We start from the raw sequence: 22,478 nt of genomic DNA, 5'->3' as shown, positions 1-22,478 counted from the left end.
CGGCGTGCCGAAGGGGTCGTTCAGCTTTTCGGCAGGAACGGCCTGCCGGCCACCGCCCGGTAGGCCCCCGCCGCGACCAGTTCCAGCACCGGCTGCCAGTCCTCCAGGACGCCCGCTTCCAGGCCCGCCGCATCGGCACCGTCGTGGGTCTGGCGCAGGGTCGCCGCCGCCTCGCCGTCCGGGCCGGCCGCCGCCAGGGCGCCGAACCCGGCCTCGTCCCCGGCCCGCGCGTGCAGCCGGATCAGCCGGGCCACCCGCTCACCCAGCAGCGGACGCACCGCCTCCGCCACATCGTGATCGCGCGGGGACGCTGCGTCACCCGGACGGAGCAGTTCGCCGAGATCCAGTACCAGGCCCGCGATCTGGAGCTCCTTGTCGAACGGGTGAGCGCGGCGCAGCACGGCCGCCGTCCGCATTCCACGGCCTCCGCGGCAGGCGTGCAGAAGATCCATCAGCTCCGGAACGCTTGAGACGTGGGGCACTTCGAACCCCCGTACTCCGGACCTCGCCACCGCCGCTCCCTCCGTCGCCCCCGCGCGCATCCGGCGTCGAGCGGACCATGCTTGTCGCACCCGCGGGCCGACGACTTCCTGAACTCGCGGCGAAAACAAAAGGGCGACGTGGTTTTTGCCTTTCGATCGAGCGGAGGCCCGCTCATATGTGTAGTCTGGGGCATCAGACGGCCCCATCCGGGCCACGCTCCACCAAGGCGCCACCGCGTCCGGAAACCCTTTCCTCCCAACCCGGCGCGGCACGCCTGCCGGGTACGCGACACGAAGGAGTGCGCGGTGACAGAAATGACGAAGCCCGAACCGAAGTTGCTGGAGCGGACGGGGAAGCGGACCAAGCCGCGAACCGACGAGCTCGGAAGCCTTGAGGTCTGGGCGCGGTCCGCCCCGATCCGGCTGGCGGGGTACGAGGACGACCTGGCGGAATCGCACATCCTGCCCGGCATCGACTAGTCCGCAGAGCGGTACGCGCGCCCCCGTGCTCACCCGCACCGGGGGCGCTGCCGCGCCCGGACGGGTTCCCGAACCGCCTACGCCGTGAGCGTCATCGCTCAGAGCGATCATGACTTCCGCCGCCCCGGAACGCCGGACAGGCTGAGGGACATGAAACTGCTGATGCTGGGTGGAACCGAATTCGTCGGACGCGCGATCACCGAGGAGGCCCTCGACCGGGGCTGGGAGGTGACCGTCTTCCACCGAGGCCACCACGCGCCCCCGCCGGGCACCTCCGCCCTGCACGGGGACCGCACCGCCCCCGGCGGCCTGGACGCCCTGGCCGAGGGGGAGTGGGACCTCGTCGTCGACACCTGGGGCGGTGCCCCCACCGCCGTGCGCGACAGTGCCCGCCTGCTGCGCGACCGGGTCGGGCGGTACGCGTACGTCTCCAGCCGCTCCGTGTACGCCTATCCCGCGCCGGCCGGACTCGACGAGCAGGGCCCCCTGGTGGAGGGCTCGCCCGATGCCGGGTCCATCGCCTACGCCGAGGACAAGCGCGGCGGTGAACTCGCCGCCCTCGACGCCTTCGGCGACCGCGCCCTGCTGGTGCGCGCCGGGCTGATCCTCGGCCCGTACGAGAACGTCGGCCGACTGCCCTGGTGGCTGAACCGCACCGCCCGCGGCGGCCCGGTCCTCGCCCCCGGCCCGCGGGAACTCCCGCTCCAGTACATCGACGTACGCGACCTCGCCCGCTGGACCCTCGACGCGGCCGCCGCCGGGCACAGCGGCGCGTACAACATGGCCTCCCCGGCCGGGCACGCCACGATGGGAAGCCTCCTGGACGCCTGCGCCGCCACCACCGGCGGCCGCGCCGAACTGCGCTGGACCGATCCGGATCTGATCCAGCAGGCCGGCGTACAGCCCTGGACCGAGCTCCCGATCTGGATACCGGCGGGCGAGGCCCACGACTACATGGCCGGCGGCGACGTGTCCAAGGCCCTGGCCGTCGGCCTGACCTGCCGCCCGGTCGAGGAGACCGTGGCCGACACCTGGGCCTGGCTCCAGAGCCTCGGCGGAGTCGCCCCGCAGCGCTCCGACCGCCCGGCGCCCGGCATCGACGCGGAGCGGGAGGCGGCGCTACTCGGGCTCTGACCAGGCTGCGTCGGCGAGGCGGGTGGGCGGCAGGTACTCGCGCACCAGCGTGCGGTGCCACCACGCGCCCGTCTCGCGCAGCTCCCGCCAGGTGGTGAACCGGTAGCGGTACAGCAGGGCGCGGACATAGCGCGGCGGGGCGTCCGGGAAGGGGTTGTGCCGCAGCAGCCGCAGCGTGTCCCGGTCGCCCGCCAGCAGCCGCTCCACGAACGGCCCGAACCAGTCCCGCGCATAGCCGGGGGAGAGCGCCGCGAACCACATCAGCCAGTCGAGGCGCAGGTGGTACGGGGCGAACTGGCGCGGAATCCCGCGCGGATCCCCCGGTTTCCCCTTGAAGCCGTACTCGCGCCAGGCCCCGTCAGCGTGCGGCACCCGGTCGGTGGTGCCCTCGACCACCACCTCCTCGCGGATCCGGCCCACCGTGCCGAACGCCCCGTACGTGTTGACCAGGTGGACCGAGTCGAAGGAGCGGTTCATCACCTGGCGGCGCGAGATCATGTTGAGCACCGGATGGCGGCTCAGCACGAGCACCAGCACGGTCACGGCGCAGACCAGGACCACGAACCACACCGGCGCCGACCGGGATGCGGCGGCCGGGGGAGCGCCCGCGAGCCCGGTGAAGTCCACGGCCGACAGGGCCAGGGTGATCGTCAGCCAGTTCAGCCAGGCGAAGTTGCCGGACAGCACCAGCCACAACTGCGTCGCCACGATGATCCCCGCGGCGTACGAGGCCACCGGCTGCGGCGTGAACAGCAGAACGGGGACCAGCAGTTGGGTCACGTGGTTGGCCGCGCACTCCACCCGGTGCAGCGGCCTGGGCAGACGGTGGAAGAACCAGCTCAGCGGCCCGGGCATCGGCTGCGTCTCGTGGTGGTAGTAGAGGCAGGTGAGCTTGCGCCAGCAGGAGTCCCCGCGGATCTTGATCAGCCCGGCCCCGAACTCCACCCGGAAGAGCACCCAGCGCAGCAGCCAGAGCATCAGCACCGGCGGCCCGGTCCGCGCGTTGCCGAGGAAGACGGCGAGGAAGCCCACCTCCAGCAGCAGCGACTCCCAGCCGAAGGAGTACCAGGTCTGTCCCACGTTCACGATGGAGAGGTAGAGCAGCCACAGCAGCGCCCACATCCCCATGGCGGCGGCCAGCGGCACCTCGTCCCCGGCCCCCGCTGCCAGCGCCGCGGCCACCAGCGCCCCGGTCCAGGCGCACCCGGCGAAGAGCCGGTCGGAGTAGCGCAGTTGGAACAGGCTCGGGGCGCGCCGGAAGGGCACGTACCGCACGTAGCGCGGCACGGGCAGCATGCCCTGCGCCCCGATCAGGGCCCGGAACTGCAGGGCGGCCCCGATGAAGGCGAAGAGGTAGACACCGGCGAGGGCCCGCTGGAAGACCAGCCGGCCCAGCCAGTACCCGGGCGCCGTGAACCAGTCCATCGCTTCCAGTATCGGGCCGTTCAGGCGGCGGCGGCCAGCTTGCGCACGTGGCGGCCCAGCCATATCGCGTAGCTGCGCTGGAGGAGGGGGATCACCGGGCCCGCGAGCCGGGTGTACCAGCTGTCCGGGCGGCTGAAGGCGGTCACGGTGAACCACACCGTGCCTTCGGCGTCCATGTCCACGACGAAGGACTCCTCCCCGCTCTCGGGGTGGCCGGTCAGGGTCCCGTACGCGAAACCGGCGCGCGTGGGCTCGTACGCCGTCCAGATCACCTCGCACGGAGCGCTGATCCGCAGCGGGCCGAGGCCGATCCCGACCACCGCGCGGCTGCCGGGGCGGACGGCCCCGGCGTCCGCCCGCACCCGCATTCCCGAGGTCCGGTGGGCGTGGAAGGTGGTCACCGCGACCCCGGCGGCCTCGAAGGCGGTCCGCCCCTGGCCGATCCGGGTGCGGTGGTGCAGGTGGTGGTAGCCGGCGGGCAGTGGGCGGCGGGCCGTCGCGCCCCGGTCGGGGTAGCTGAGGGTGTCCCGGCCGGTGCTGATGAGGCGGGTCATGGCGTGCTCTCCTGTCGGGCGGTCTGCGGGTGGGCTGCGGTCAGCCGGCGCCAGGCCAGCACCGAGCACAGGGCGAATCCGAGGGCGTTTCCGAGGCCGTGGGTCGCGGCCATCCAGGTCAGGGTGGGGTGGGTGATCCCGGCGGCCTCACCGGCCGCCCACCACAGCGCGAGCAGCATGGTGGCCACCAGGACCACGGCCGAGGTCGCGAGCAGCGCCCGCGTGGTCCGGTCGCCTGCGGCGGGCCGGATCTCCCGCCAGGTCGCCAGCGCCACGGCCCACATCCCGCCGGTCAGGACCACCGCGCCCGCCAGCTCGGCCCAGTCGTCGACGAAGTAGCCGAGGAGCACGAGCAGGGTGCCCGCGGGGACGCTGTACGCGGCCCAGCGCGCGCCCGGTCCGGGTGCCGCGGCCCGGCACACCAGCCCGGCGACCAGGGCGGCCGTGAATCCGGCGAAGTGGAAGTGGGGCACGGTGAGCGCCAGGATGTCGAGGTCGAATCCGAAGAGCCGGTAACCGGCGCGCTCTGCGACCAGGGCGGTCCCGGCGATCGAGGGCGAGGCCAGCGCGGTGGCCACGGCGATGTCCGCCGGGCGGCCGCGGCGGAATGCGGCCGGGGCATTAGGGGGTGTCTTGCCGGTCAGGCCGGGCTCGCGGCCGGCCCGACCGACAAGACACCCCCTCACCGCAAGGGCCAGACAGGCCGCCGCGTAGAGCGCGGCCAGCGCGGTGGCGAGCCCGCCGCGCGGCAGCCACAGGCACACCGCCCCGAGGGCCGCGGGCAGCGGCCACAGGCGGGCGGTCCGGCGGAGCCCGACCGGGTCGATCAGGCGCAGGCCGGCCGGGACCACGTAGAGCATGCCCAGGGTGACGATCACGTTCACCAGTACCGTCACGACGGACTCCCCTCCCGAGTGCGATCGGATGAGCCGAATGCATTGAACGCGTTCAACTCATGGCCGTGACTCTATGACCTTCCTTGAACATGTTCAAGAAGCGCTCCGGTTGCGGCCCTCGTGCGGATACGGCAGACAAGAGGGAGTAACCGGGGCGAAAAGGGAGATCCACGTGCACGCACCGACACCTCCGACACCTCGTCAGGCGCCGCGTCGTCACACACCGGCCGGCGCCGCGCTGTTGGCCGCCCTCTGCCTGTTTGCGGCGGGCTGCGGCGGCTCCGAGGAGAAGCGCGGAACCGCGGGATCCGAGAGCCAGGAAGTCCACCTCCAGCCCGTGGCTTCCGCGGGCCCGGCCCCCTTCACGGCCTCCTCGGCCACCGCCGAGTCCGCCCCCGTGCAGCCCCCGCTGCCCAACCAGACCGGACAGGGCATCCGCACGGTGAACGCGGCCACCCCCGGCCTGTACGGCGGCACCCAGCGGTTCGGCAGCTGCGACGTGGAACAGCAGGTCCGCTACCTGACCGCCGACGCCGCCAAGGCGCGCGCATTCGCCGAGGCCTCCGACATCGAACAGGCGAAGATCCCCGATTTCCTCCGCGGCCTCACCCCCGTCGTGCTCCGCGCAGACACCCGAGTCACCAGCCACGGCTTCCGCGACGGCGCCGCCGACAGCTTCCAGTCCGTACTCCAGGCCGGCACCGCCGTCCTCGTCGACGAGCACGGGATGCCCCGGGTCCGCTGCGCCTGCGGCAATCCGCTGCAGTCCCCGCGCGCCCCCAAGGGCTCCCCGGTGCACAAGGGCGACCCGTGGAACGGCTACCAGCCCAACCAGGTCGTGGTCATCGAACCCACCACCCACGCGATCAACAACCTGGTCATCGTCAACATCGCCGACAACACCTGGATCGAGCGCAAGGTGGGCGACGACGGCGCCCAGGACCGGACCCCGGAAGTGGTGCCCCAGTTCGATCCGGCCGACGGCATTCCCGACGGGCCCGTCGACCCGCCCGGGACCGTGCCGGCCGACCCCTGCCCGAGCCCCACCCGCAACAGCCTCGCCCGCACGGCGCCGCCGGCTCCGCCCGGCGGCAGCCCGAGAGTGCCGGCTCCCGCGGCCACGGACTGCCCGCCGGATTCGCCGAGGACCCCGTCCGCTCCGTCCTCGCCGGGCGGGGGCAGGCAGCAGAGTCCGGGCCTGCCGTCGGATCCGGCCACCCCCCAGCAGCCGCCGTCGGACCTGCCCTCCGACGTGCCGTCCGACGGATCGGATTTCCCCTCCGACTTCCCCTCCGACATCCCGTCGGACGTTCCTACCGACGGGTCGGAGTTCCCGGGCGAGCCGTACGACCCCTTCGGCCCCACCAACCCCTCTGACCCCTCCGACCCCAATGGCGTCCCGGACGGGCAGCAGCAGTCGCCCTCCGACCCCGGCTTCTCGCTGGAGAGCGCCTGACCGGCCCGTGTGTCATGGTGGACCGGTGCCGAGCTCCGTATCGCTGCCGGACGACTGGCCCGCGCACCCGGACCGGTCGCTGGCACTGAACCGCATGGGCAGCTTCGACTGGGACCTGGTTACCGGGCTCATGCACCTGGACGCGGCAGCCCTCGACGTCTTCGACACGGCGCCCCACGAGTACGACGGCCGGCCCGAGTCCCTGGGCGCGCGCGTGCCGCCCGCCGAGGCCGCCCGGCTCGACGCCCTCGTCTCCAGCGCCCTCAAGAGCAAGGAAGACAGCTACGGCGCCTACTTCCGCATCCGCTGCCACGACGGCCGGCTGCGCTGGACGCACACCCAGGGCCGCGTCATGCGCGGCCCGGACGGGCGCCCGTACCGGATCATCGGCATCGTCCGCGACGCCACCGAGGAGCTCAGCCACTCGGCGGAACGCCTCGGCCTGGACGAGGCGCGGCGCCGCCAGACGTCCGTGGTCGAGAGCACCACCGCCGCCCTCGCGCACGCCCGGACCGTCCAGGACGTCATCGACGCGCTCGGCGACGCCCACGGCCTGGAACGCCTCGGCTCGATGGGCATGGTGATGGGCCTCGTCGAGGCCGGAAGGATCCACCTCGTCGCCGAGGGCCCGGAGGGCAGCTTCGTACCCGGGACGCGCTACACCCGCATCGACGAGCACTACCCGATGAGCGAGGTCGTCCGCTCGCTCCAGCCGCGGTTCCTCGACTCGGCGCAGGAGTTCGCCACGGGCTATCCCGGGCTCTGGTCGAAGATCGAGTACATGCACATCTCGGCGGCCGCCTATCTGCCGCTCATCGCCCAGGCCCGCCCGATCGGCGCGATCGGCCTGCTCTACCAGGACAAGGACGGCTTCACCCAGGACGAGCGGAACCTGCTCGTCGCCCTGGGCAGCAGCATCGCGCAGAGCCTCCAGCGGGCCATGCTGCTGGAGCAGGAGCACGACCTCGCCGAGGGGCTCCAGCAGGCGATGCTGCCGCGGCGGATCCCGTCGGTGCCGGGCGCGGAGATCGCCGTACGGTACCGCTCCGCCCGGATGGGCCAGGACATCGGCGGCGACTGGTACGACGTCATCCCGCTGCCGGGAGGCCGGGTCGGCGCCGTCATCGGCGACGTCCAGGGCCACGACACGCACGCGGCGGCGGTCATGGGCCAGCTGCGGATCGTGCTGCGCGCGTACGCCGCCGAGGGCCACGCGCCGGCCACGGTGATGGCCCGGGCCTCCGTCTTCCTGCACGAACTGGACACCGAACGCTTCGCGACTTGTACGTACGTGGAGGCCGACCTGTCGACGGGGGTGCTCCAGCTGGTCCGCGCGGGCCACATCGACCCGCTGCTGCGCACCCGGAGCGGGGACTGCCGCAGACTCCCGGTGGGGGGCGGGATGCCGCTGGGCCTCTCGGCGGAGTTCGGCCGCCTGGAGTACCCGGTGACCACGGTGGAGCTGGATCCGGGGGAAACGATTCTGCTGTGTACGGACGGCCTGGTGGAGCAGCCCGGCGCCGATCTGGACGACGGGATCCAGCTGCTCACTTCGCTGGTCCGCGGCGGACCGGCGGACCTGCAGCTGCTCGCCGACCGGCTGTGCGGGGTCGTCGACGAGCGGGGCGGCGACGACGACATGGCGCTGCTCCTGCTGCGCCGTCAGGTGCAGGACGCCCCGCAGGGCGGCGGCCGGCTACAGCAGCACGTGGCGCCGGGGGACCCGGAGGCCCTGGTGGCGGCGCGCCACATGATCGGGGCGGCGGTGCGGGCGTGGGGCGCGCGGGAACGGGCCGACGAGATCGAGCTCGTCGCGGACGAGCTGATCGTGAACGCCCTGATGCACACGGACGGCCCGGCGATCGTGACCCTGCGGGTCCTGAACGGTCTCGAACGGCGGCTGCGGGTGGAGGTCGAGGACCGCTCCAGCGCGCTGCCGAGGCGTCGCGAGGCCGGAGAGTCGGGGGTGTCGGGACGGGGCCTGATGCTGGTGGACCGGCTGGCGGACGTGTGGGGCGTGGAGCCGCGGGGGAGCGGCAAGTGCGTGTGGTGCGAGTTCGTGGTGGGCTGACGCCCCGACGGCGGCGGGGTGCGGGGCGGCGGACCCCGGTTCCGGGAAGCCGCCGCCCGGGCACGGCTCGCGTTTCCCCCGGGCCGGGGGCAGGCTGGGACCATGCCGGAGCTGCCCGAGGTCGAGGCCCTGCGGGAGTACCTCGACGAGCACCTCACCGGGCGGGTGGTGGAACGCGTCCTCCCGCTCGCGGTGAGCGTGCTCAAGACGTACGACCCGCCGATGACCGCCCTCGAAGGGCAGACGGCCGGCGCCACCGCCCGGCACGGCAAGTTCCTGGCCCTGCGGATCGGCGAGCTCCACCTCGTCACCCACCTGGCCCGGGCCGGCTGGCTGCGCTGGCAGGACACCCTGCCCGCCCAGCCGCCGCGCCCCGGCAAGGGGCCGCTCGCGCTGCGCGTGGTCCTGGCGGGCGGCGGAGGCTTCGACCTCACCGAGGCCGGCACCCAAAAGCGCCTCGCGGTGTACGTCGTACGCGATCCCCAGGACGTGCCCGGCATCGCCCGCCTCGGCCCCGATCCGCTCGACGGTGCCTTCGACCGGGACGCGTTCGCGGCCCTGCTCGCGGGTGAGCGGCGCCAGATCAAAGGCGTGCTGCGCGACCAGAGCGTCATCGCCGGTATCGGCAACGCCTACAGCGACGAGATCCTGCACCGCGCCAAGGTCTCCCCCTTCAAACTGGCCGCGTCCTTCGACGAAGAGCAGACCACCCGGCTCTACGCGGCCGTCCAGGACACCCTGCGGGAGGCCGTCGGCCGGGCGCACGGAGTGGCCGCCGGGAAGCTCAAGGCCGAGAAGAAGAGCGGGCTGCGGGTACACGGCCGGACCGGGGAGCCGTGCCCGGTGTGCGGGGACACCGTCCGCTCGGTCTCCTTCGCCGACTCCTCGCTCGAGTACTGCCCCACCTGCCAGACCGGCGGGAAGCCGCTCGCCGACCGGCGGCTTTCGCGCCTCCTCAAATAGCGGGGCGCTGCGTAGACTCCGGCACCATGGCCGAGGACCAGCAGTCGCCGCCCCGGCGCGAGATCGTCACCGGGGTGCCCCGGGGCACCCGCCGCCGGCCGCCCGCGCACACCCCGGCCCGCTCGGAGATCTCCGAGCAGACCACCCTGGGCGCCACCTACGTACGGGCCCTCATGCGCAGCCAGCTGCGCGCGGGGATCTGGGCGCTGGCCGCACTCGTGCTGACGGTCGGGGCGCTGCCGCTGGTGCTGCTGCTGCCGCGCGCGGCGTCCGGGCCGCTGGTGTGGCTGGCGCTGGGCCTGCTGGTGTATCCGGTGATGTGGCTGATCGCCCGCTGGTACGTCATGTGCGCCGAGCGCAACGAGGCTGATTTCACCGGCCTGGTGATGGACCCGGCGGAGGCCCCGGGCCCCCGCCGGCCTGTGTAGCCCCGGGCCGTCCCGTGTGGCTCCGAGTCGTCCCGTGTAGCCCGGGCCGTCCCGTGTGGCCCCGGCGGGTCCTCAGAACAGGTGCATCGCCAAGTGGCCCAGCGGCAGGCCGAGTTGCCAGGCCGGGGTCCACACGCGGGCGTTCTCGTCCAGTCCCGCAGGGGTGTCGGCGTGGCCGTGCCGTCCGGGGTCGAGGTTGGTGGCGAACAGCTCCGTGCGGTCCAGCCAGCGCCAGGCCGCCCGGGCCAGTTCCAGGTCCGGTTCCTCGGCACGGCCGCGCTCCCGGGCCTCCTCGCCCAGCGCGAGGAACCGGGTGTGCACCCAGTCGCGCCAGGGGTGACCGTACGCCGTCAGCGAGAGCCACTCGTCGAGCTGGGAGACCACGCGGATCCCGGAGAGTTCCCCGGCCGCGTCCGAGAGGTAGATCGTCAGCGCGAGCGTGTCCCGCCCGGCCCGGAACTCCAGGGTGCTGACCGGGATCAGCCGGCCCGTGCGCAGCAGTTCGTCTGCGATGTACTCGGCGTAAAGCCAAGCCATGGGCACCGCGAGCCCGCCGTCACTGGTGCCGTTCATACCCTCGGGCTGCACCGTTCCACCTTCTCCCGCGCGTTCAGCGTCCCGCCGTCAGCCCTGAGCCTTCACCGAGCGGCTCGCCGGGCGGGGGATGTTTACTCAACTTGAACGGTCTGATGCCTCATTCCATGCGGTTTGTGTCCGGTTCGCATGTATTCGAGGCGGTCCTCGTCGTCTTCGCCGTCTTCTTGGCAGCCCTCTTGGCAGGGGCCCGTGCAGCCGGCCGGCTCAGGCGCCGAGGCCGTACCCGTACCCCTGGAGGTCTTTGCGCAGGGCGCGCAGGGCGTAGTACGTACGGGACTTGACGGTCCCGGCCGGGATTCCGAGCTCGGCGGCGGCCTCGGCCACCGAGCGGTCCTGGAAGTAGACCTGCATCAGCACCTCGCGGTGCTCCGGGCCCAGGGAACCGACGGCCCGCCGGACGTCGATCGCCGTGACCGACCCGGCCACCGCGTCCTCGGGAGCGGGTGCCTGCTCCAGCCCCTCCGGGTCCACCTCCTGCGGCCGTGACAGGCGGGCGCGCCGGGCGTCGATGGCGAGCCGCCTGGCCACCGTGAACAGCCAGGGCCGCATGGATTCGTGCTCGCTCGACAGGACCTCCGGGTGCTGCCAGACCCGTACGAGGGTCTCCTGCACGAGGTCCTCCGCGCGCTGGGCGTCCCCGGCGGTGAGCCCGACCAGGAAACCGAACAGGGCCCGACCGTGGTCGCGCTGGAGTTCGGCCAGCGCCTCGGGGTCGGTACGCCGGAGGGCGGGGGAGAGCGGCACGAGGGGCTCCTTCCGGGGTGCGTGGATGTCCGTGCGGGGAGTCGACGCATTCACCCTGACCTGCACGGAGCCCCGACGGGAACCGTCCGGTCCGGCCGGTGCGCCCAAGCACCCGGGTCATCCGGTGGGCGGCCGGGCCGGGCGGTGAACGGTCGAACGGCGCGGCGAACGGCAGGGCGCCCGGGCGGGTGCCCTGCGGCGGCCATCGGAGTGGTCGCACCTCAAGTGGACGGAGCCGTTCCTTGACTATTGACGTCTTGTTATATGGATTACGAGAGATCGGATAGTCGTACTAATGAGAGCTGGGGAAGATGGCCAAGCGCACCCGACAGGCTGCCGCGCTCCTGTCGGCCCTCCTGCTGTCGGCGGCCGCCGGCTGTTCGGCCGCGGGGGAATCGGCACCGGCACGCCTGGGTGACTCCGGCGGACCGGTTGCCTCCAGTGCCGCCGGGTCTCCCGCGGCCAAGGGGTTCACGCTGGTCGCGAGCGGCGACGTACTGCCCCACACCTCGGTCATCCAGCGGGCGGCCAACGACGCGGACGGCGACGGGCACGACTTCCGGCCGATGTTCTCCGGCGTCAAGCCCGTGGTATCCGGGGCCGACCTGGCCCTCTGCCACATGGAGACCATCTACGGGGAAGAGGGCGGGCCCTTCTCCGGCTACCCGGCCTTCGTCTCCCCGCCGAGCGTCGCCGACGCGCTGAAGGAGACCGGATACGACGGCTGCTCCACGGCCTCCAACCACACCCTGGACGACGGGGCCGACGGGCTGCGCCGCACGCTGGACCGGTTCGACAAGGTCGGCCTGAAGCACGCCGGCTCGGCCCGTACGGCGGCGGAGGCGGCCACGGTGACCACGTACACGGCCGGTTCCGCCAAGGTCGCGCACCTCGCGTACACCTACGACACCAACGGCTACCCGCTGCCGCCGGGACAGCCGTGGGCGGTCAACCTGATGGAACAGGACAAGATCGTCGCGGACGCGCGGGCGGCCCGGAAGGCGGGCGCGGACGTGGTGCTGGTCAGCCTCCACTGGGGCACCGAGTGGCAGACCGAACCGGACGAGAAGCAGCTCTCCCTCGGCAAGGCGCTGACCGCCTCGCAGACGGGCGGGCGTCCGGACATCGACATGATCCTGGGCACCCACGCGCACATCCCGCAGCCGTACGAGAAGGTCAACGGGACATGGATCATCTACGGCATGGGAGACCAGGTCGCGGGTGAGATGTTCAACTACTCGGGTGCGCGGGACATGCGCGGCAACTACGGATCGATCGGCCGCTTCACCTTCGCCCCGCCGGCCGCCGCAGGACAGCGCTGGCAGGTGACCAAGGCCGAGTTCGTCCCGCAGATGATGGACCTCTCCATCGGCCGGGTCGTCAACCTCCCCGCCGCTCTGGCCAAGGACCCCGACCAGAGCGACTACGAGACCGCCCAGGACGCCATCACCGAGGCCGTCCTCAGCCGCGGCGCGGCCAAGGACGGCCTCACCATGGCGAAGTAGCGGACCGGGTCCCTCAGGGGACGGCGGTCACGGGCCGGCGGCAGGCCCTGACCAGGCGGATCGCCAACGAACCCACGAAGCGGTGGCCCGCCTGTTCCGAGGCGCACCGGCTGGACGTACACCGGGCTCGGCGCGCGGAGCGCCGTCGGCCTCCCTACAGTGCGAACCATGAGTGTCACCGTGGAGCAGACGCGCGGAACCCGGAACCGCTTCCTCAACCGGGTACCGGACGGCTTCGGCGCGTTCTTCGGCGCGCTCGGTCTGCTGTGCGCCCTGCTGGCGCTCTCCCCGACGCTGCGGCGCCTGTTGAGGCACGTCGTCCGCTTCATCGACCTCGTCGTCGTCCCGGTCAGCGCCAACCTCGCCTACGCCGTCTTCCTCTTCCTGCTCGCCGCGGCCCTCGGCACCCGCAAGAAGGTCGCCTGGTGGATCGTCGTCACCTATCTGGCCCTGCTGATCCTCGACGACGTGATCGACATCGCCGTCGGCGACTACTGGGTCGGCTTCTCGTCCATGGCGCTGGCCGTCGCCGCCATGGGACTGCTGATCGCCGCCCGCGACGAGTTCTACGCCGCCTCCCGGCCCGGGGCGCTGTGGCGCGCCCTGATGGTGCTCGGTCTCGGCCTGCTCGCGGCCGTCCTCGTCGGCTGGGGGCTCGTCGCGCTCTTCCCCGGCACCCTGCCCAAGGGCCAGTGGCTGGACTGGGCCGCCAAGCAGGTCTTCGGCGGTCTCTTCTCCGCCCGTCAGTTCGACGGCCACCCGCCCCGCCCGCTGTACTTCCTGCTCGGCCTGTTCGGCGCCCTCGCCCTGCTGAACGCCGCCGCGACGCTCTTCCGCTCCCAGCGCCTGACCGCGGCCCTGCACGGGGACGAGGAGCCCCGCATCCGGGCCCTCCTCGGCGCCTTCGGGCGCGCCGACTCCCTCGGCTACTTCGCCACCCGGCGTGACAAGGCCGTCGTCTTCGCCCCCAACGGCATGGCCGCCGTCACCTACCGGGTCGAAGCCGGAGTCTGCCTCGCCAGCGGCGACCCGGTGGGCGACCCCGCCGCCTGGACCCCGGCCATCGACGGCTGGCTGGCCGTGGCCGGCCGCTACGGCTGGCAGCCCGCCGTCATGGGCGCCTCCGAAGAGGGCGCGACCGCCTACGCCCGCTCCGGGCTCAGCGCCCTCCAGCTCGGCGACGAGGCCATCCTGCAGGTCGCCCACTTCGACCTCGACGGCCGCGACATGCGCGTCACCCGCCAGGCCGTCAACCGCGTCAAGCGCACCGGCGCCACCACCCTCATCCGCCGCCACTCCGCCCTCTCCGAGGACGAGATGCAGACGATCGTGGACCGGGCCGACAAGTGGCGCGACACCGAGACCGAGCGGGGCTTCTCCATGGCCCTGGACCGGCTCGGCGACGCCGCCGACGGAGACTGCCTGCTGGTCGAGGCCTTCGACGCCGAGGGAGACCTGATCGCCCTGCTCTCCTTCGTCCCCTGGGGCAAGGACGGCATCTCCCTCGACCTGATGCGCCGCGACCGCACCGCCCCCAACGGGGTCATGGAGTTCATGGTCGCCCAGCTGTGCGCCGCCGCACCCGGCCTGGGCGTGCGCAGGATCTCCCTCAACTTCGCCGTCTTCCGCTCCGCCTTCGAGGAAGGCGGCCGGATCGGCGCCGGCCCCGTCCTCAAGCTGTGGCGCAGACTGCTGCTCTTCTTCTCCCGCTGGTGGCAGCTGGAGGCCCTCTACCGCTCGAACGTCAAGTACGGCCCCGAGTGGTACCCGCGCTTCCTCTGCTACCAGGACGCCGGCTCGCTCGCCCGCGTCAGCCTCGCCTCCGGCATCGCCGAGGGCTTCGTCTCGGTACCGAGCCTGCGCACCCTGTGGGGCAACGGTCACCCCAAGGGCCTCACCAACCCCGCCACCACCGAGGGCCTGCCCTCCATCGCCTCCCTGAACCTGCAGGCCGTGGGGGAGGAGGCCGAGGCCGCGAAGGCCGAGCGGCTGCCGGAGCAGGTGCGCGTGCGCCACGACAAGATGGAGCGCATCCGGGCCGCCGGCACCGACCCCTACCCGGTGGGCATCCGTCAGCGGACCCACACCGTGGCCGAGCTGAAGAAGGCCTTCCCCGACCACCCGCCCGGCGCCCGCTCCGGGGAACAGGCCACCCTCGCCGGACGCGTGATGGTCGTACGCGACCTCGGCGGCGTGGTCTTCGCGGTCCTGCGCGACTGGTCCGGGGACGTGCAGCTGATGTTCACCCGCGACGAGGCCGGGGCCGGCGTACTGGACTCCTTCACCTCCCAGGTCGACTTCGGCGACCACGTGGTCGCCAGCGGCGAGACCGGCACCAGCAAGTCCGGCGAACCGTCCCTCGTCGTCCGCTCCTGGCAGCTCACCGGCAAGTGCCTGCGCCCCCTCCCCGACAAGCGCAAGGGCCTCGCCGACCCGGAGGCCCGCGTCCGGCGCCGCTACCTCGACCTCGTCGCCAGCCCCGAGGCCCGGGACGTCGTACGGGCCCGCTCCAGCGCGGTCCAGGCCCTGCGCCAGGGGCTGCTGGAGCGCGGGTACCTGGAGGTCGAGACCCCGATGCTCCAGCAGATCCACGGCGGCGCCAACGCCCGCCCCTTCCGCACCCACATCAACGCCTACGACCTGGACCTGTACCTGCGCATCGCGCCCGAGCTGTACCTCAAGCGGCTGTGCGTCGGCGGCATGGAGAAGGTCTTCGAGATGGGCCGCACCTTCCGCAACGAGGGCGTCTCCTACAAGCACAACCCCGAGTTCACGATGCTCGAGGCCTACCAGGCCTTCGCCGACTACGACGTGATGCTCGACCTCACCCGCGAGCTGATCCAGGGCGCCGCCACCGCCGCCTTCGGTTCGCCCGTCGCCCACAAGGCGGGACCGGACGGGAAGCTCGTCGTCCACGACATCTCCGGACCCTGGCCGGTCAAGACGATGTACGGGGCGATCAGCGAGGCACTCGGCGAGGAGGTCGACGCCGACACCGAGGAGCACGTCCTGCGCAGGCTGTGCGACCGGGCGGCCGTTCCGCACGCCCCCGACGACACCCGCGGCGACGTGGTCCTGGAGATGTACGAGCGGCTGGTGGAGGAGCGGACCAAGATGCCCACCTTCTACAAGGACTTTCCGACCGACGTTTCCCCGCTCACCCGCCAGCACCGCAAGGACCCGCGGCTCGCCGAGCGCTGGGACCTGGTGGCGTTCGGCACCGAACTGGGCACCGCCTACTCGGAGCTGACCGACCCGGTCGAGCAGCGCCGCCGCCTCACCGCCCAGTCCCTGCTGGCGGCGGGCGGCGACCCGGAGGCGATGGAACTCGACAACGACTTCCTGGACGCCCTGGAGTACGCGATGCCGCCGACCGGCGGCCTGGGCATCGGTGTGGACCGCCTCGTCATGTTCCTCACGGGGCTCACGATCCGCGAGACCCTCCCGTTCCCCCTGGTACGGCGCGGCTGATCGGGTGAGGGGGAGGAGGCGCGTCCGCGCCTCTCGACATCCGCGGCGATGTCGTTGATACGTAGTAATAATGAAAAATGACGAGCCGACAGTAGGGCGGCGCGCGCTCCTGCGTACCGCCGTCTTCCTCGGAGTCGCGGCCGCCGCCGGGCTGATCGACGCGGGCGGCGAGGGCGGTACGCCCGGGCCCGGGCCCGGGCCCGCTCCTGCGGCCGGGCCGGGGCCGCATCCGGCGGCGGGACCCCCCGGAGTGCTCCCGGACGGGAGACTCGAGAAGTCCTACCGGCTGAGGCCGATGACCGCCGAGGCCCCTGCCCGGCCGCCCGTCGCGAAACCGGCCGTACGGACCCGCCCCATCCTCGAACTCCCGCCCGGCACCGCAACGGGCAGCTCCATGGTGCTCACCTTCGACGACGGGCCAGACCCCCGCTACACCCCCGGGATCCTCGACACCCTCGCCCGGTACGGGGTGCGCGCCATGTTCTTCGTCTGCGGGGAGATGGCCACCGAGAACCGCGACCTGCTGCGCCGGATGGCCGCCGAGGGCCACGTCATCGGCAACCACACCTGGACCCACCCGCTCATTCCCAAGCTCAGCCGGCCCGCCCTGGTCTCCGAGATCGGCCGCACCAGCGAGGTCGTACAGCAGACGGTGGGCGAGGCGCCCGTGTGGTTCCGCGCGCCGTTCGGGGCGTGGAACCGGGCCGCCTTCGAGATCGGGGCCGAACTCGGCATGGAGCCGCTCGCCTGGACCGTGGACACCCTGGACTGGAAGGAGCCGGGGACCGGCACGATCGTCTCCCGGGTCCTGGCGGGCGCCGGGCCCGGCGTGATCGTGCTGTCGCACGACGCGGGCGGCGACCGGTCGCAGAGCGTCCGGGCCATCACCTCGTACCTGCCCCAACTGCTCGCGCGCGGCTACCGGATGACCCTGCCGACGCTGCCGCCCCGCTGAGGAGGATTCTCCCCGGCGAGGCGGCTCAGGCCGGCCGGCCGCGGCCGCCGCTCAGCGGGCCTCCACCATCCGGGCGAAGACGACCACGTTGCCCTCGTAGCCCCGGGACTTCGAGTAGCCGCCGCCACACGTGATCACCCGGAGTTCCGCGTGCCCGGTGTCCCCGTACACCCGGGCTCCGGGGAAGGCGTCCTTGGAGAACACCTCCACGCCGTACACCTCGAACACCGCCGTGCGCCCGTCGTACCGCTCCACCTCGATCTGGTTGCCCGGCTTGACCGAACCCAGGCCGTAGAAGACCGCCGGGCCCTGCGCGTTGTCCACGTGCCCCACGATCACCGCGGAGCCCCGCTGGCCCGGCGAGATGCCGTTCAGGTACCAGCCGGCCAGATTGCGGTCCTGCGGCGGCGGGGCGTCGATCCAGCCCTCCGCGTCCAGCCCGACCGTCATCACCGGAGCGTCCACGCTGATCGTGGGGATCCGGATGCGCTGCACCGACGAGTGCTCCAGCACCTCCAGATCCGTCGGCGCCTGCGGAGGATTCGCCGGCAACTGGTCGGCCGTCACCGCGACGGCCGAGGCCGCGGTGGGCTGGGGCGGCCCGTCGTCGATGCCCACACCGTTGCGCACCATGGCGAGGCCGCTCAGCATGACCAGGGCGAGTACGCCCCACGGTGAGAACTTGCGTGACTTCCCGGTCTCGTCCTCGCCCATCGTTCTCCCTTCCCGACGCGGGGGTCCCGACCCGCGATCCTGTCCCACCCCGTGTACGCCCTACTTCACGCACGCTAAGGCCGCCCGGGCAGGACGGCGAGAGGGGAGGGGCGAACGGGTGGCGCCGCCGGAAGGGGGCCGGAAGGGGTGCGCCCATCCAGGTAATCGTCACATAAATGCCTGACGGGTCGTGACCTGCGGATCCGTCAGTTGCGTGGCCCGCGCTTCGGCGTGTCGCTCAACCGGGCGGCCCAAAGGCGGAAATGCGGAGCTTGCGGGCCGCCCCGAGGGTTCGAGATGGGAGGCGTTCTCGTCGATCATCCGGGGCCGACGCTCCGGGGCGCTTTCCGCTGGAGGTTCCATCATGCGTGTTATGCGCGCTCTCATTGTGGCGGCGGCAACCTGCGCCGCGATCGGCCTCAGTACTCCAATCGCCGCTGCGAACGTCTCCCCGCTCGGCGGGGACGTCGGCCGTGGCGGGGAGGGCGGCCGTGGCGGGGACGGCGGCCGCGGCGGGGATGGCGGTCGCGGCGGGGACGGCGGTCGCGGCCCGAGCAATGTTTCGGTCAACCCCTTCGCCGTGCACCAGGGATCCACGATGCAGGTGAGCGCGTCGGGCTGCGGACACGGCGGTACCGTCGCCTCGCACGGCAACTTTCCGCCGGCCAACCTGTCCGCGGGTTCGATCGGCTTCGCCACCGTCCGGATCTTCAACCACGCCTCTCCGGGCACCCACACCCTGTCGGTCAAGTGCAACGACAACAGCCTGGTCGCCACGGCCCGCTTCAGGATCCTCGAGGGCAACCCCTCGCAGGGCGGCATCGGCGGCTCCATCGGCCCGTCCACCGCCGAGACCGCCATGGGTGCGGGTCTCGTCGGCGCGGCGGCCCTCGGCGCCGGAGCGCACGTGCTGCGCCGTCGCCGCCCGATCCGCGGCCGGGCCTGACCGGCCGACCTCCCCGGTCAGTCCCCCCCTCGGGGGTGTCTTCCGGGAACGCACCCCCGCCGCCGGTCGCCCCGGGTCCTGGCCAGGACCCGGGGCGACCGGCGACCGGTCATGTGCCGTCCGGGAACGGGGGCACGGCGGGGCATGACGAGGCATGGCGGGGGCTTCAGTGGCCGCGGCCGCTGCGGCGGCGGCGCAGGGTGTACGCGGTGCCGGCCGCGGCGGCGAGCAGGAGGCCCGCGCCCGCGCCGAGCTCCACGGGGTCCATGCCGGCCACACTGCCGCCCACGCCTCCCTGAACGCCCCGGGCGGAGGAGGTGATGGCGCCGGTCGCGGCGATGGTGGCGGTCCGCGTGGAACTGGTGGTCGGCCTGGTGGTGCCGCCCGCGATCGTCAGATCGGCCGAGCCGGTCTCCCCGTTGCAGGTGAACGAGACGGAGTACACGGCTCCGCGCCGGGCGTCCCGGTCCACCGTGACCCGTACGGTCTGGCCACGGGCGATGCTCACGGTGTCGAAGACCCCGGAGGAGGCGGTGGCGTAGGCGGCGTTGCATCCGGTGACCGAGAGGACCGTCTGGCCGCCGGGAGCGACCGTGGACGGGGTGAGTGAGAAACCGAACGAGGTGATCTGCCGGGCTGCCTCGGCGGCGGTCGCGGAGGTCGCGGGGGTCGCGCCGAGGGCGCCGAGCACGAGTACGGCGCCCGTGGCGCCGGCGCTCAGCAGGGCTGTGGCGGAGGTACGTATCGCACCCATGGTTGATTCTCCGGATCCCCGAGGAGCAGCCGCGGAAGGGGTTTCCGCACGTGGGGGGTCGTGCGCCTCGATGTCCGCCACGCTAGGTCCCGGTGCCTTGACCCGCGATCAGGAACGGGCGAATGGGGCATGACCTTAGGCCGAACCGGGGACGGGAGGCCCGTCCCCGGTTTGCCGGACGCCGTCCGCCGACAGCTGCCGCCGGCTTCCGGCAGGGCTGTCAGTCCCCGAGACCCAGATGCGGGAACTGCGCGAGGAACGGTTCGGCGGTGGCCGAGATGCCCCTCCCGAAGGGCGCGTCGAAGTCCCAGATCAGGAACAGCAGGAAGGCGATCAGCGCGCTGAACAGACCGGCCAGCAGCAGCTCCCGGAACGAGCGCCGGATCTGCAGGGTGAAGATCAGACCGACCGTCACCAGGGCCCCGGCAATGAGCCCGAACCACACGACCCCCGGCATCGTGGCTCCGGCGCCCTGGCCGCGCGCACTGCGGGCGTCGTCCACCATGGCGACCTGGTCGACCAGCGGCTGGTACGCCTGCCCCTCGTGGTCGGTCTTCGGCTCGTAGTCGGTGACGTCCCGGCGGATGCGTTCCAGCAGTTCGCCGCCGCGGTCTGTGAGCCTGCCGTGGTCGGCCATCTCCCTCCACTCCGTGTCCACCACGTAGGTCACGTACGCGTCGACGTCGGACCGGATCGTCTTGCGGACCTCTGCCGGATAGACCTCGGAGCGGACGCTGATCTCGTGGAGGGCCTGCGCCTCCTGGCGCACGTACTCCTGGGAGGCTCCGCGGCCCTCCCAGACACCGGCGATGGCCAGGCCCAGGACGATCGCGTAGATCACCCCGATCATCATCGTCATGTACTCGATGACGTCCGGGGTTTCGTTCGGATCGTCGTCCTCGCCGATCCTGCGGTGGTTGAAGAAGGCGATGGACAGCACCACGGCGCAGGCCGCCGCCATCGCGATGGTCAGGACGAGCCATTCCGACAAGATGACTCCCAATCGGGTACAGGTGGGGCAGAAGGGCTACCGGGGGCGCAGCGCGACGATCGCCAGGACCGCGGGAGCCGCGGTCAGCAGGGTGAAGGTCACCGGTGAGACGTGGTGTTCGACCGGGTTGCGGGCCGGTGCGTGATAGGCGGGGCGGGCTACCGCCGGCCTGGTCACAGGCGGTGGCGTCACGGGGGTGGGCTCGGGCGGGGCGGGGGTCGTGAACACCCGGGGCGGGGCGGGCCGGGGCGGCGCAGGTTTCGGCGCGACGGGCTTCGGCACCGGCTTGGGTACGGGCTTCGGCGCCGGTTTGGGCGGGGGCGGGGGCGGGGGTGGCGGCGTGGGTTTGGGCGGTGGGGTCGGCGTCGGCGGCGGCGTGGGTTTCGGCGTGGGCTTCGGAGGCGGCGACGGCTTCGGCGGGCAGGGCGGCGGTGGCGGTGGCGGGCAGTGGTGCCCGCCGTGCCCGCCGTGTCCGCCGGGCTTGCCGCCGTGGTGGCCGCCGCCGTGATGTCCGCCGTGATGTCCGCCACCCGGGCCGCCTCCGCGGCCACCGCCGGAGGCCGACGCGACCAGGGTGACGGCGGCAGCGCCGTCGCCGGAGTCGGTCGTCGCGTAGGCGCAGCTATCAGCCACGGCCGGCGTGACGGAGAGGGCCGCCCACAGCAGGACCGGGACCACCAGCAGGCGCCTGGCACAGGCTTTGTTCACCCGGGGAGCATGGGCCCGCGTGCGCCCGCGCAGGCGCGGGTCCGCCTCGGTTCGCCTGATCGGGTGGAGTGCCGACTGGAAAGGTTTGAGCCAATCATGGGTCGCTCGGCGGGCAGGTTCGGACGCTCACCGCGCAATTCCCAAAAGGGATTTGTCGGTATCGATCAATGTGCCCGAGGGGTGCGGCAGGTGTGTTTGGTGTGTGACGAAGAACGGATCGCCAATTTCCGCTTTTGCTCGCCCCGTTGGGCAATGATCAGTACATTCGGCTCGGACAGGAGTCCGACCGTGGACGGACCACAGCAGGAACAACGCTTGGAGACCCCGATGGAGCGCCCCGCCTGGGCCCCGCCAGGCATCGACATATCGGTGCCGAGCGTGTCCCGCATCTACGATTACTACCTGGGCGGCTCCCACAATTTCGAGGTCGACCGCCAGGCGGCCCGCCGTGCCATGGAATTCATGCCGGGCCTGCCCAAGATCATGCAGGCCAACCGGGCATTCATGCGCCGCGCCGTGCGGCACGCTGTCGCCCAGGGCATCACGCAGTTCCTCGACATCGGCTCCGGCATCCCCACCTTCGGCAATGTCCACGAGGTCGCCCAGGCCGCCAGCCCCGAGGCGCGCGTGGTCTACGTCGACCACGACCCGGTGGCCGTAGCGCACAGCCAGGCCGTCCTGGCCGGCGACGAGCGCAGCGGTGTCGTCGCCGCCGACCTCCGCAAGCCGCGGGAGATCCTGGCCGCCCCGGAGGTCACCCGGCTGCTCGACTTCGACCGGCCGGTCGCGCTCCTGCTCGTAGCCGTCCTGCACTTCCTGGAGGACGCGGACGATCCGTACGCGGCCGTGGCCGAGCTGCGCGACGCGCTGGCCCCCGGCAGTCTGCTGATCCTCACGCACGCCTCGTTCGAGGGGATCCCGCTCTCGGAGGAGGTCGCGGGCGGGGCCGTCGGCGTCTACCGGGACATCCGCAACCCCCTCGTCATGCGCGGCGGGGAGCAGATCCGCGGCTTCTTCGACGGGTTCGAGATGGTGGAGCCCGGGCTGGTGTCCATGCCCGAGTGGCGGCCGGACGGCGCCGAGGCGGCGGAGGACGGCGGAGTTCAAGAGGACCCGTACGCCTTCTCGGGCTACGGCGGCGTGGGACGCAAGGCGTGAGACTCCCGGCACAGACGGCGGGCGCGCCGGACGCCGCCGCGGCGCC

The 22,478-nt window shown here is 72.5% G+C and carries 21 protein-coding genes and 1 pseudogene; 11 read left to right on the top strand and 11 right to left on the bottom strand.

Annotation, left to right across the window (positions count from 1 at the left end):
• Positions 1-20: 20 nt before the first annotated feature.
• Positions 21-416 (bottom strand): hypothetical protein, encoded by a 396-nt coding sequence (locus OHA89_RS06450; protein ID WP_406365624.1) that lies wholly within the window; start codon positions 414-416, stop codon positions 21-23.
• A 372-nt stretch (positions 417-788) separates the two neighbouring features.
• Between OHA89_RS06450 and OHA89_RS06445 the strand changes: the two genes are divergently transcribed.
• Positions 789-962 carry a hypothetical protein gene (locus OHA89_RS06445; protein WP_215149328.1) on the top strand — a complete coding sequence of 58 codons (174 nt, stop codon included), beginning with the start codon at positions 789-791 and terminating at the stop codon, positions 960-962.
• Positions 963-1,112: 150 nt separating this feature from the next.
• The gene (locus tag OHA89_RS06440) at positions 1,113-2,096 is read left to right on the top strand and encodes an NAD-dependent epimerase/dehydratase family protein (RefSeq protein WP_406365622.1); all 984 of its coding nucleotides are present in this window, start codon (positions 1,113-1,115) and stop codon (positions 2,094-2,096) included.
• Here OHA89_RS06440 and OHA89_RS06435 read toward each other — a convergent pair.
• From OHA89_RS06435 to OHA89_RS06425, 3 genes are read right to left on the bottom strand one after another with little or no spacing between them, the layout of a single operon-like run.
• A complete protein-coding gene (locus tag OHA89_RS06435; protein WP_266613445.1) occupies positions 2,082-3,521 on the bottom strand; it encodes a lipase maturation factor family protein in 1,440 nt (479 codons plus the stop codon). The two genes, OHA89_RS06440 and OHA89_RS06435, sit on opposite strands and share 15 nt — an antisense overlap.
• Positions 3,522-3,541: 20 nt before the next feature.
• Positions 3,542-4,075: a DUF1990 family protein gene (locus tag OHA89_RS06430; RefSeq protein WP_406365620.1), complete on the bottom strand. Its 534-nt coding sequence runs from the start codon at positions 4,073-4,075 to the stop codon at positions 3,542-3,544.
• Positions 4,072-4,971: a YndJ family protein gene (locus tag OHA89_RS06425; protein ID WP_266613441.1), complete on the bottom strand. Its 900-nt coding sequence runs from the start codon at positions 4,969-4,971 to the stop codon at positions 4,072-4,074. Before OHA89_RS06425 ends, OHA89_RS06430 begins: the two co-directional genes overlap by 4 nt.
• 172 nt (positions 4,972-5,143) lie before the next feature.
• Between OHA89_RS06425 and OHA89_RS06420 the strand changes: the two genes are divergently transcribed.
• The 4 genes from OHA89_RS06420 (at position 5,144) to OHA89_RS06405 (ending at position 9,889) form a co-directional block, all read left to right on the top strand.
• The gene (locus tag OHA89_RS06420) at positions 5,144-6,427 is read left to right on the top strand and encodes a DUF6777 domain-containing protein (protein WP_406365617.1); all 1,284 of its coding nucleotides are present in this window, start codon (positions 5,144-5,146) and stop codon (positions 6,425-6,427) included.
• A gap of 7 nt (positions 6,428-6,434) precedes the next feature.
• Positions 6,435-8,498, top strand: a complete 2,064-nt coding sequence (locus tag OHA89_RS06415) for a SpoIIE family protein phosphatase (RefSeq protein WP_266613437.1) — start codon at positions 6,435-6,437, stop codon at positions 8,496-8,498.
• 102 nt (positions 8,499-8,600) lie between these two features.
• The gene (locus tag OHA89_RS06410; RefSeq protein WP_406365615.1) at positions 8,601-9,461 is read left to right on the top strand and encodes an Fpg/Nei family DNA glycosylase; all 861 of its coding nucleotides are present in this window, start codon (positions 8,601-8,603) and stop codon (positions 9,459-9,461) included.
• Positions 9,462-9,487: 26 nt separating this feature from the next.
• Positions 9,488-9,889 (top strand): hypothetical protein, encoded by a 402-nt coding sequence (locus OHA89_RS06405; protein ID WP_266613433.1) that lies wholly within the window; start codon positions 9,488-9,490, stop codon positions 9,887-9,889.
• A 72-nt stretch (positions 9,890-9,961) separates the two neighbouring features.
• Here OHA89_RS06405 and OHA89_RS06400 read toward each other — a convergent pair whose 3' ends face one another.
• Together OHA89_RS06400 and OHA89_RS06395 are read right to left on the bottom strand one after the other, a co-directional pair.
• The gene (locus tag OHA89_RS06400) at positions 9,962-10,462 is read right to left on the bottom strand and encodes a hypothetical protein (protein WP_257553179.1); all 501 of its coding nucleotides are present in this window, start codon (positions 10,460-10,462) and stop codon (positions 9,962-9,964) included.
• Between the two features lie 228 nt (positions 10,463-10,690).
• Complete coding sequence (locus OHA89_RS06395; protein ID WP_215149280.1) at positions 10,691-11,230, bottom strand: sigma-70 family RNA polymerase sigma factor; 540 nt, start codon at positions 11,228-11,230, stop codon at positions 10,691-10,693.
• A 311-nt stretch (positions 11,231-11,541) separates the two neighbouring features.
• On the opposite strand from OHA89_RS06395, the gene OHA89_RS06390 reads away from it, so the two are divergent.
• Positions 11,542-12,735, top strand: a complete 1,194-nt coding sequence (locus OHA89_RS06390; protein ID WP_266613431.1) for a CapA family protein — start codon at positions 11,542-11,544, stop codon at positions 12,733-12,735.
• A 13-nt stretch (positions 12,736-12,748) separates the two neighbouring features.
• On the opposite strand, the pseudogene OHA89_RS06385 reads toward OHA89_RS06390, so the two are convergent.
• Positions 12,749-12,838: pseudogene (locus OHA89_RS06385) on the bottom strand (universal stress protein); the annotation flags it as partial.
• Positions 12,839-12,903: 65 nt separating this feature from the next.
• Here OHA89_RS06385 and lysX point away from each other — a divergent pair.
• Positions 12,904-16,206, top strand: coding sequence for a bifunctional lysylphosphatidylglycerol synthetase/lysine--tRNA ligase LysX (gene lysX / locus OHA89_RS06380; RefSeq protein ID WP_406365612.1), 3,303 nt, complete (start codon positions 12,904-12,906; stop codon positions 16,204-16,206).
• Positions 16,207-16,276: 70 nt separating this feature from the next.
• Positions 16,277-17,161 (top strand): polysaccharide deacetylase family protein, encoded by an 885-nt coding sequence (locus OHA89_RS06375; protein WP_406365610.1) that lies wholly within the window; start codon positions 16,277-16,279, stop codon positions 17,159-17,161.
• Positions 17,162-17,212: 51 nt separating this feature from the next.
• Here the strand turns inward: OHA89_RS06375 and OHA89_RS06370 are convergent, their stop codons facing one another.
• Positions 17,213-17,875, bottom strand: coding sequence for a class F sortase (locus tag OHA89_RS06370; protein ID WP_215149276.1), 663 nt, complete (start codon positions 17,873-17,875; stop codon positions 17,213-17,215).
• 373 nt (positions 17,876-18,248) lie between these two features.
• Between OHA89_RS06370 and OHA89_RS06365 the strand changes: the two genes are divergently transcribed.
• Positions 18,249-18,821 carry a hypothetical protein gene (locus OHA89_RS06365; protein ID WP_266613425.1) on the top strand — a complete coding sequence of 191 codons (573 nt, stop codon included), beginning with the start codon at positions 18,249-18,251 and terminating at the stop codon, positions 18,819-18,821.
• 166 nt (positions 18,822-18,987) lie between these two features.
• Here OHA89_RS06365 and OHA89_RS06360 read toward each other — a convergent pair whose 3' ends face one another.
• The 3 genes from OHA89_RS06360 to OHA89_RS06350 all read right to left on the bottom strand — a co-directional run bounded on the left by OHA89_RS06360 (position 18,988) and on the right by OHA89_RS06350 (position 20,743).
• Positions 18,988-19,575 carry a hypothetical protein gene (locus tag OHA89_RS06360; RefSeq protein ID WP_266613424.1) on the bottom strand — a complete coding sequence of 196 codons (588 nt, stop codon included), beginning with the start codon at positions 19,573-19,575 and terminating at the stop codon, positions 18,988-18,990.
• Positions 19,576-19,795: 220 nt separating this feature from the next.
• Positions 19,796-20,566: a DUF4239 domain-containing protein gene (locus OHA89_RS06355; protein ID WP_215149273.1), complete on the bottom strand. Its 771-nt coding sequence runs from the start codon at positions 20,564-20,566 to the stop codon at positions 19,796-19,798.
• Between the two features lie 36 nt (positions 20,567-20,602).
• Positions 20,603-20,743: a hypothetical protein gene (locus OHA89_RS06350; RefSeq protein WP_406365607.1), complete on the bottom strand. Its 141-nt coding sequence runs from the start codon at positions 20,741-20,743 to the stop codon at positions 20,603-20,605.
• A gap of 858 nt (positions 20,744-21,601) precedes the next feature.
• On the opposite strand from OHA89_RS06350, the gene OHA89_RS06345 reads away from it, so the two are divergent.
• The gene (locus tag OHA89_RS06345) at positions 21,602-22,432 is read left to right on the top strand and encodes an SAM-dependent methyltransferase (RefSeq protein ID WP_257559251.1); all 831 of its coding nucleotides are present in this window, start codon (positions 21,602-21,604) and stop codon (positions 22,430-22,432) included.
• The last annotated feature ends 46 nt before the right edge of the window (positions 22,433-22,478 follow it).

Origin of the sequence: Streptomyces sp. NBC_01546, assembly GCF_045208355.1 — a bacterium.
Classification (GTDB): domain Bacteria; phylum Actinomycetota; class Actinomycetes; order Streptomycetales; family Streptomycetaceae; genus Streptomyces.
This window is presented reverse-complemented; position numbering and strand designations above follow the sequence as displayed.

Bases quoted from the DNA above. Each gene is read 5' to 3' on its own strand.
- OHA89_RS06450 (WP_406365624.1), bottom strand. From the start codon at position 416: ATGCGGACGGCGGCCGTGCTGCGCCGCGCTCACCCGTTCGACAAGGAG.
- OHA89_RS06345 (WP_257559251.1), top strand. From the start codon at position 21,602: ATGGAGCGCCCCGCCTGGGCCCCGCCAGGCATCGACATATCGGTGCCG.
- OHA89_RS06400 (WP_257553179.1), bottom strand. From the start codon at position 10,462: ATGAACGGCACCAGTGACGGCGGGCTCGCGGTGCCCATGGCTTGGCTT.
- OHA89_RS06440 (WP_406365622.1), top strand. From the start codon at position 1,113: ATGAAACTGCTGATGCTGGGTGGAACCGAATTCGTCGGACGCGCGATC.
- OHA89_RS06405 (WP_266613433.1), top strand. From the start codon at position 9,488: ATGGCCGAGGACCAGCAGTCGCCGCCCCGGCGCGAGATCGTCACCGGG.
- OHA89_RS06365 (WP_266613425.1), top strand. From the start codon at position 18,249: ATGCGCGCTCTCATTGTGGCGGCGGCAACCTGCGCCGCGATCGGCCTC.
- OHA89_RS06375 (WP_406365610.1), top strand. From the start codon at position 16,277: ATGAAAAATGACGAGCCGACAGTAGGGCGGCGCGCGCTCCTGCGTACC.
- lysX (WP_406365612.1), top strand. From the start codon at position 12,904: ATGAGTGTCACCGTGGAGCAGACGCGCGGAACCCGGAACCGCTTCCTC.
- OHA89_RS06390 (WP_266613431.1), top strand. From the start codon at position 11,542: ATGGCCAAGCGCACCCGACAGGCTGCCGCGCTCCTGTCGGCCCTCCTG.
- OHA89_RS06370 (WP_215149276.1), bottom strand. From the start codon at position 17,875: ATGGGCGAGGACGAGACCGGGAAGTCACGCAAGTTCTCACCGTGGGGC.
- OHA89_RS06435 (WP_266613445.1), bottom strand. From the start codon at position 3,521: ATGGACTGGTTCACGGCGCCCGGGTACTGGCTGGGCCGGCTGGTCTTC.
- OHA89_RS06430 (WP_406365620.1), bottom strand. From the start codon at position 4,075: ATGACCCGCCTCATCAGCACCGGCCGGGACACCCTCAGCTACCCCGAC.
- OHA89_RS06410 (WP_406365615.1), top strand. From the start codon at position 8,601: ATGCCGGAGCTGCCCGAGGTCGAGGCCCTGCGGGAGTACCTCGACGAG.
- OHA89_RS06360 (WP_266613424.1), bottom strand. From the start codon at position 19,575: ATGGGTGCGATACGTACCTCCGCCACAGCCCTGCTGAGCGCCGGCGCC.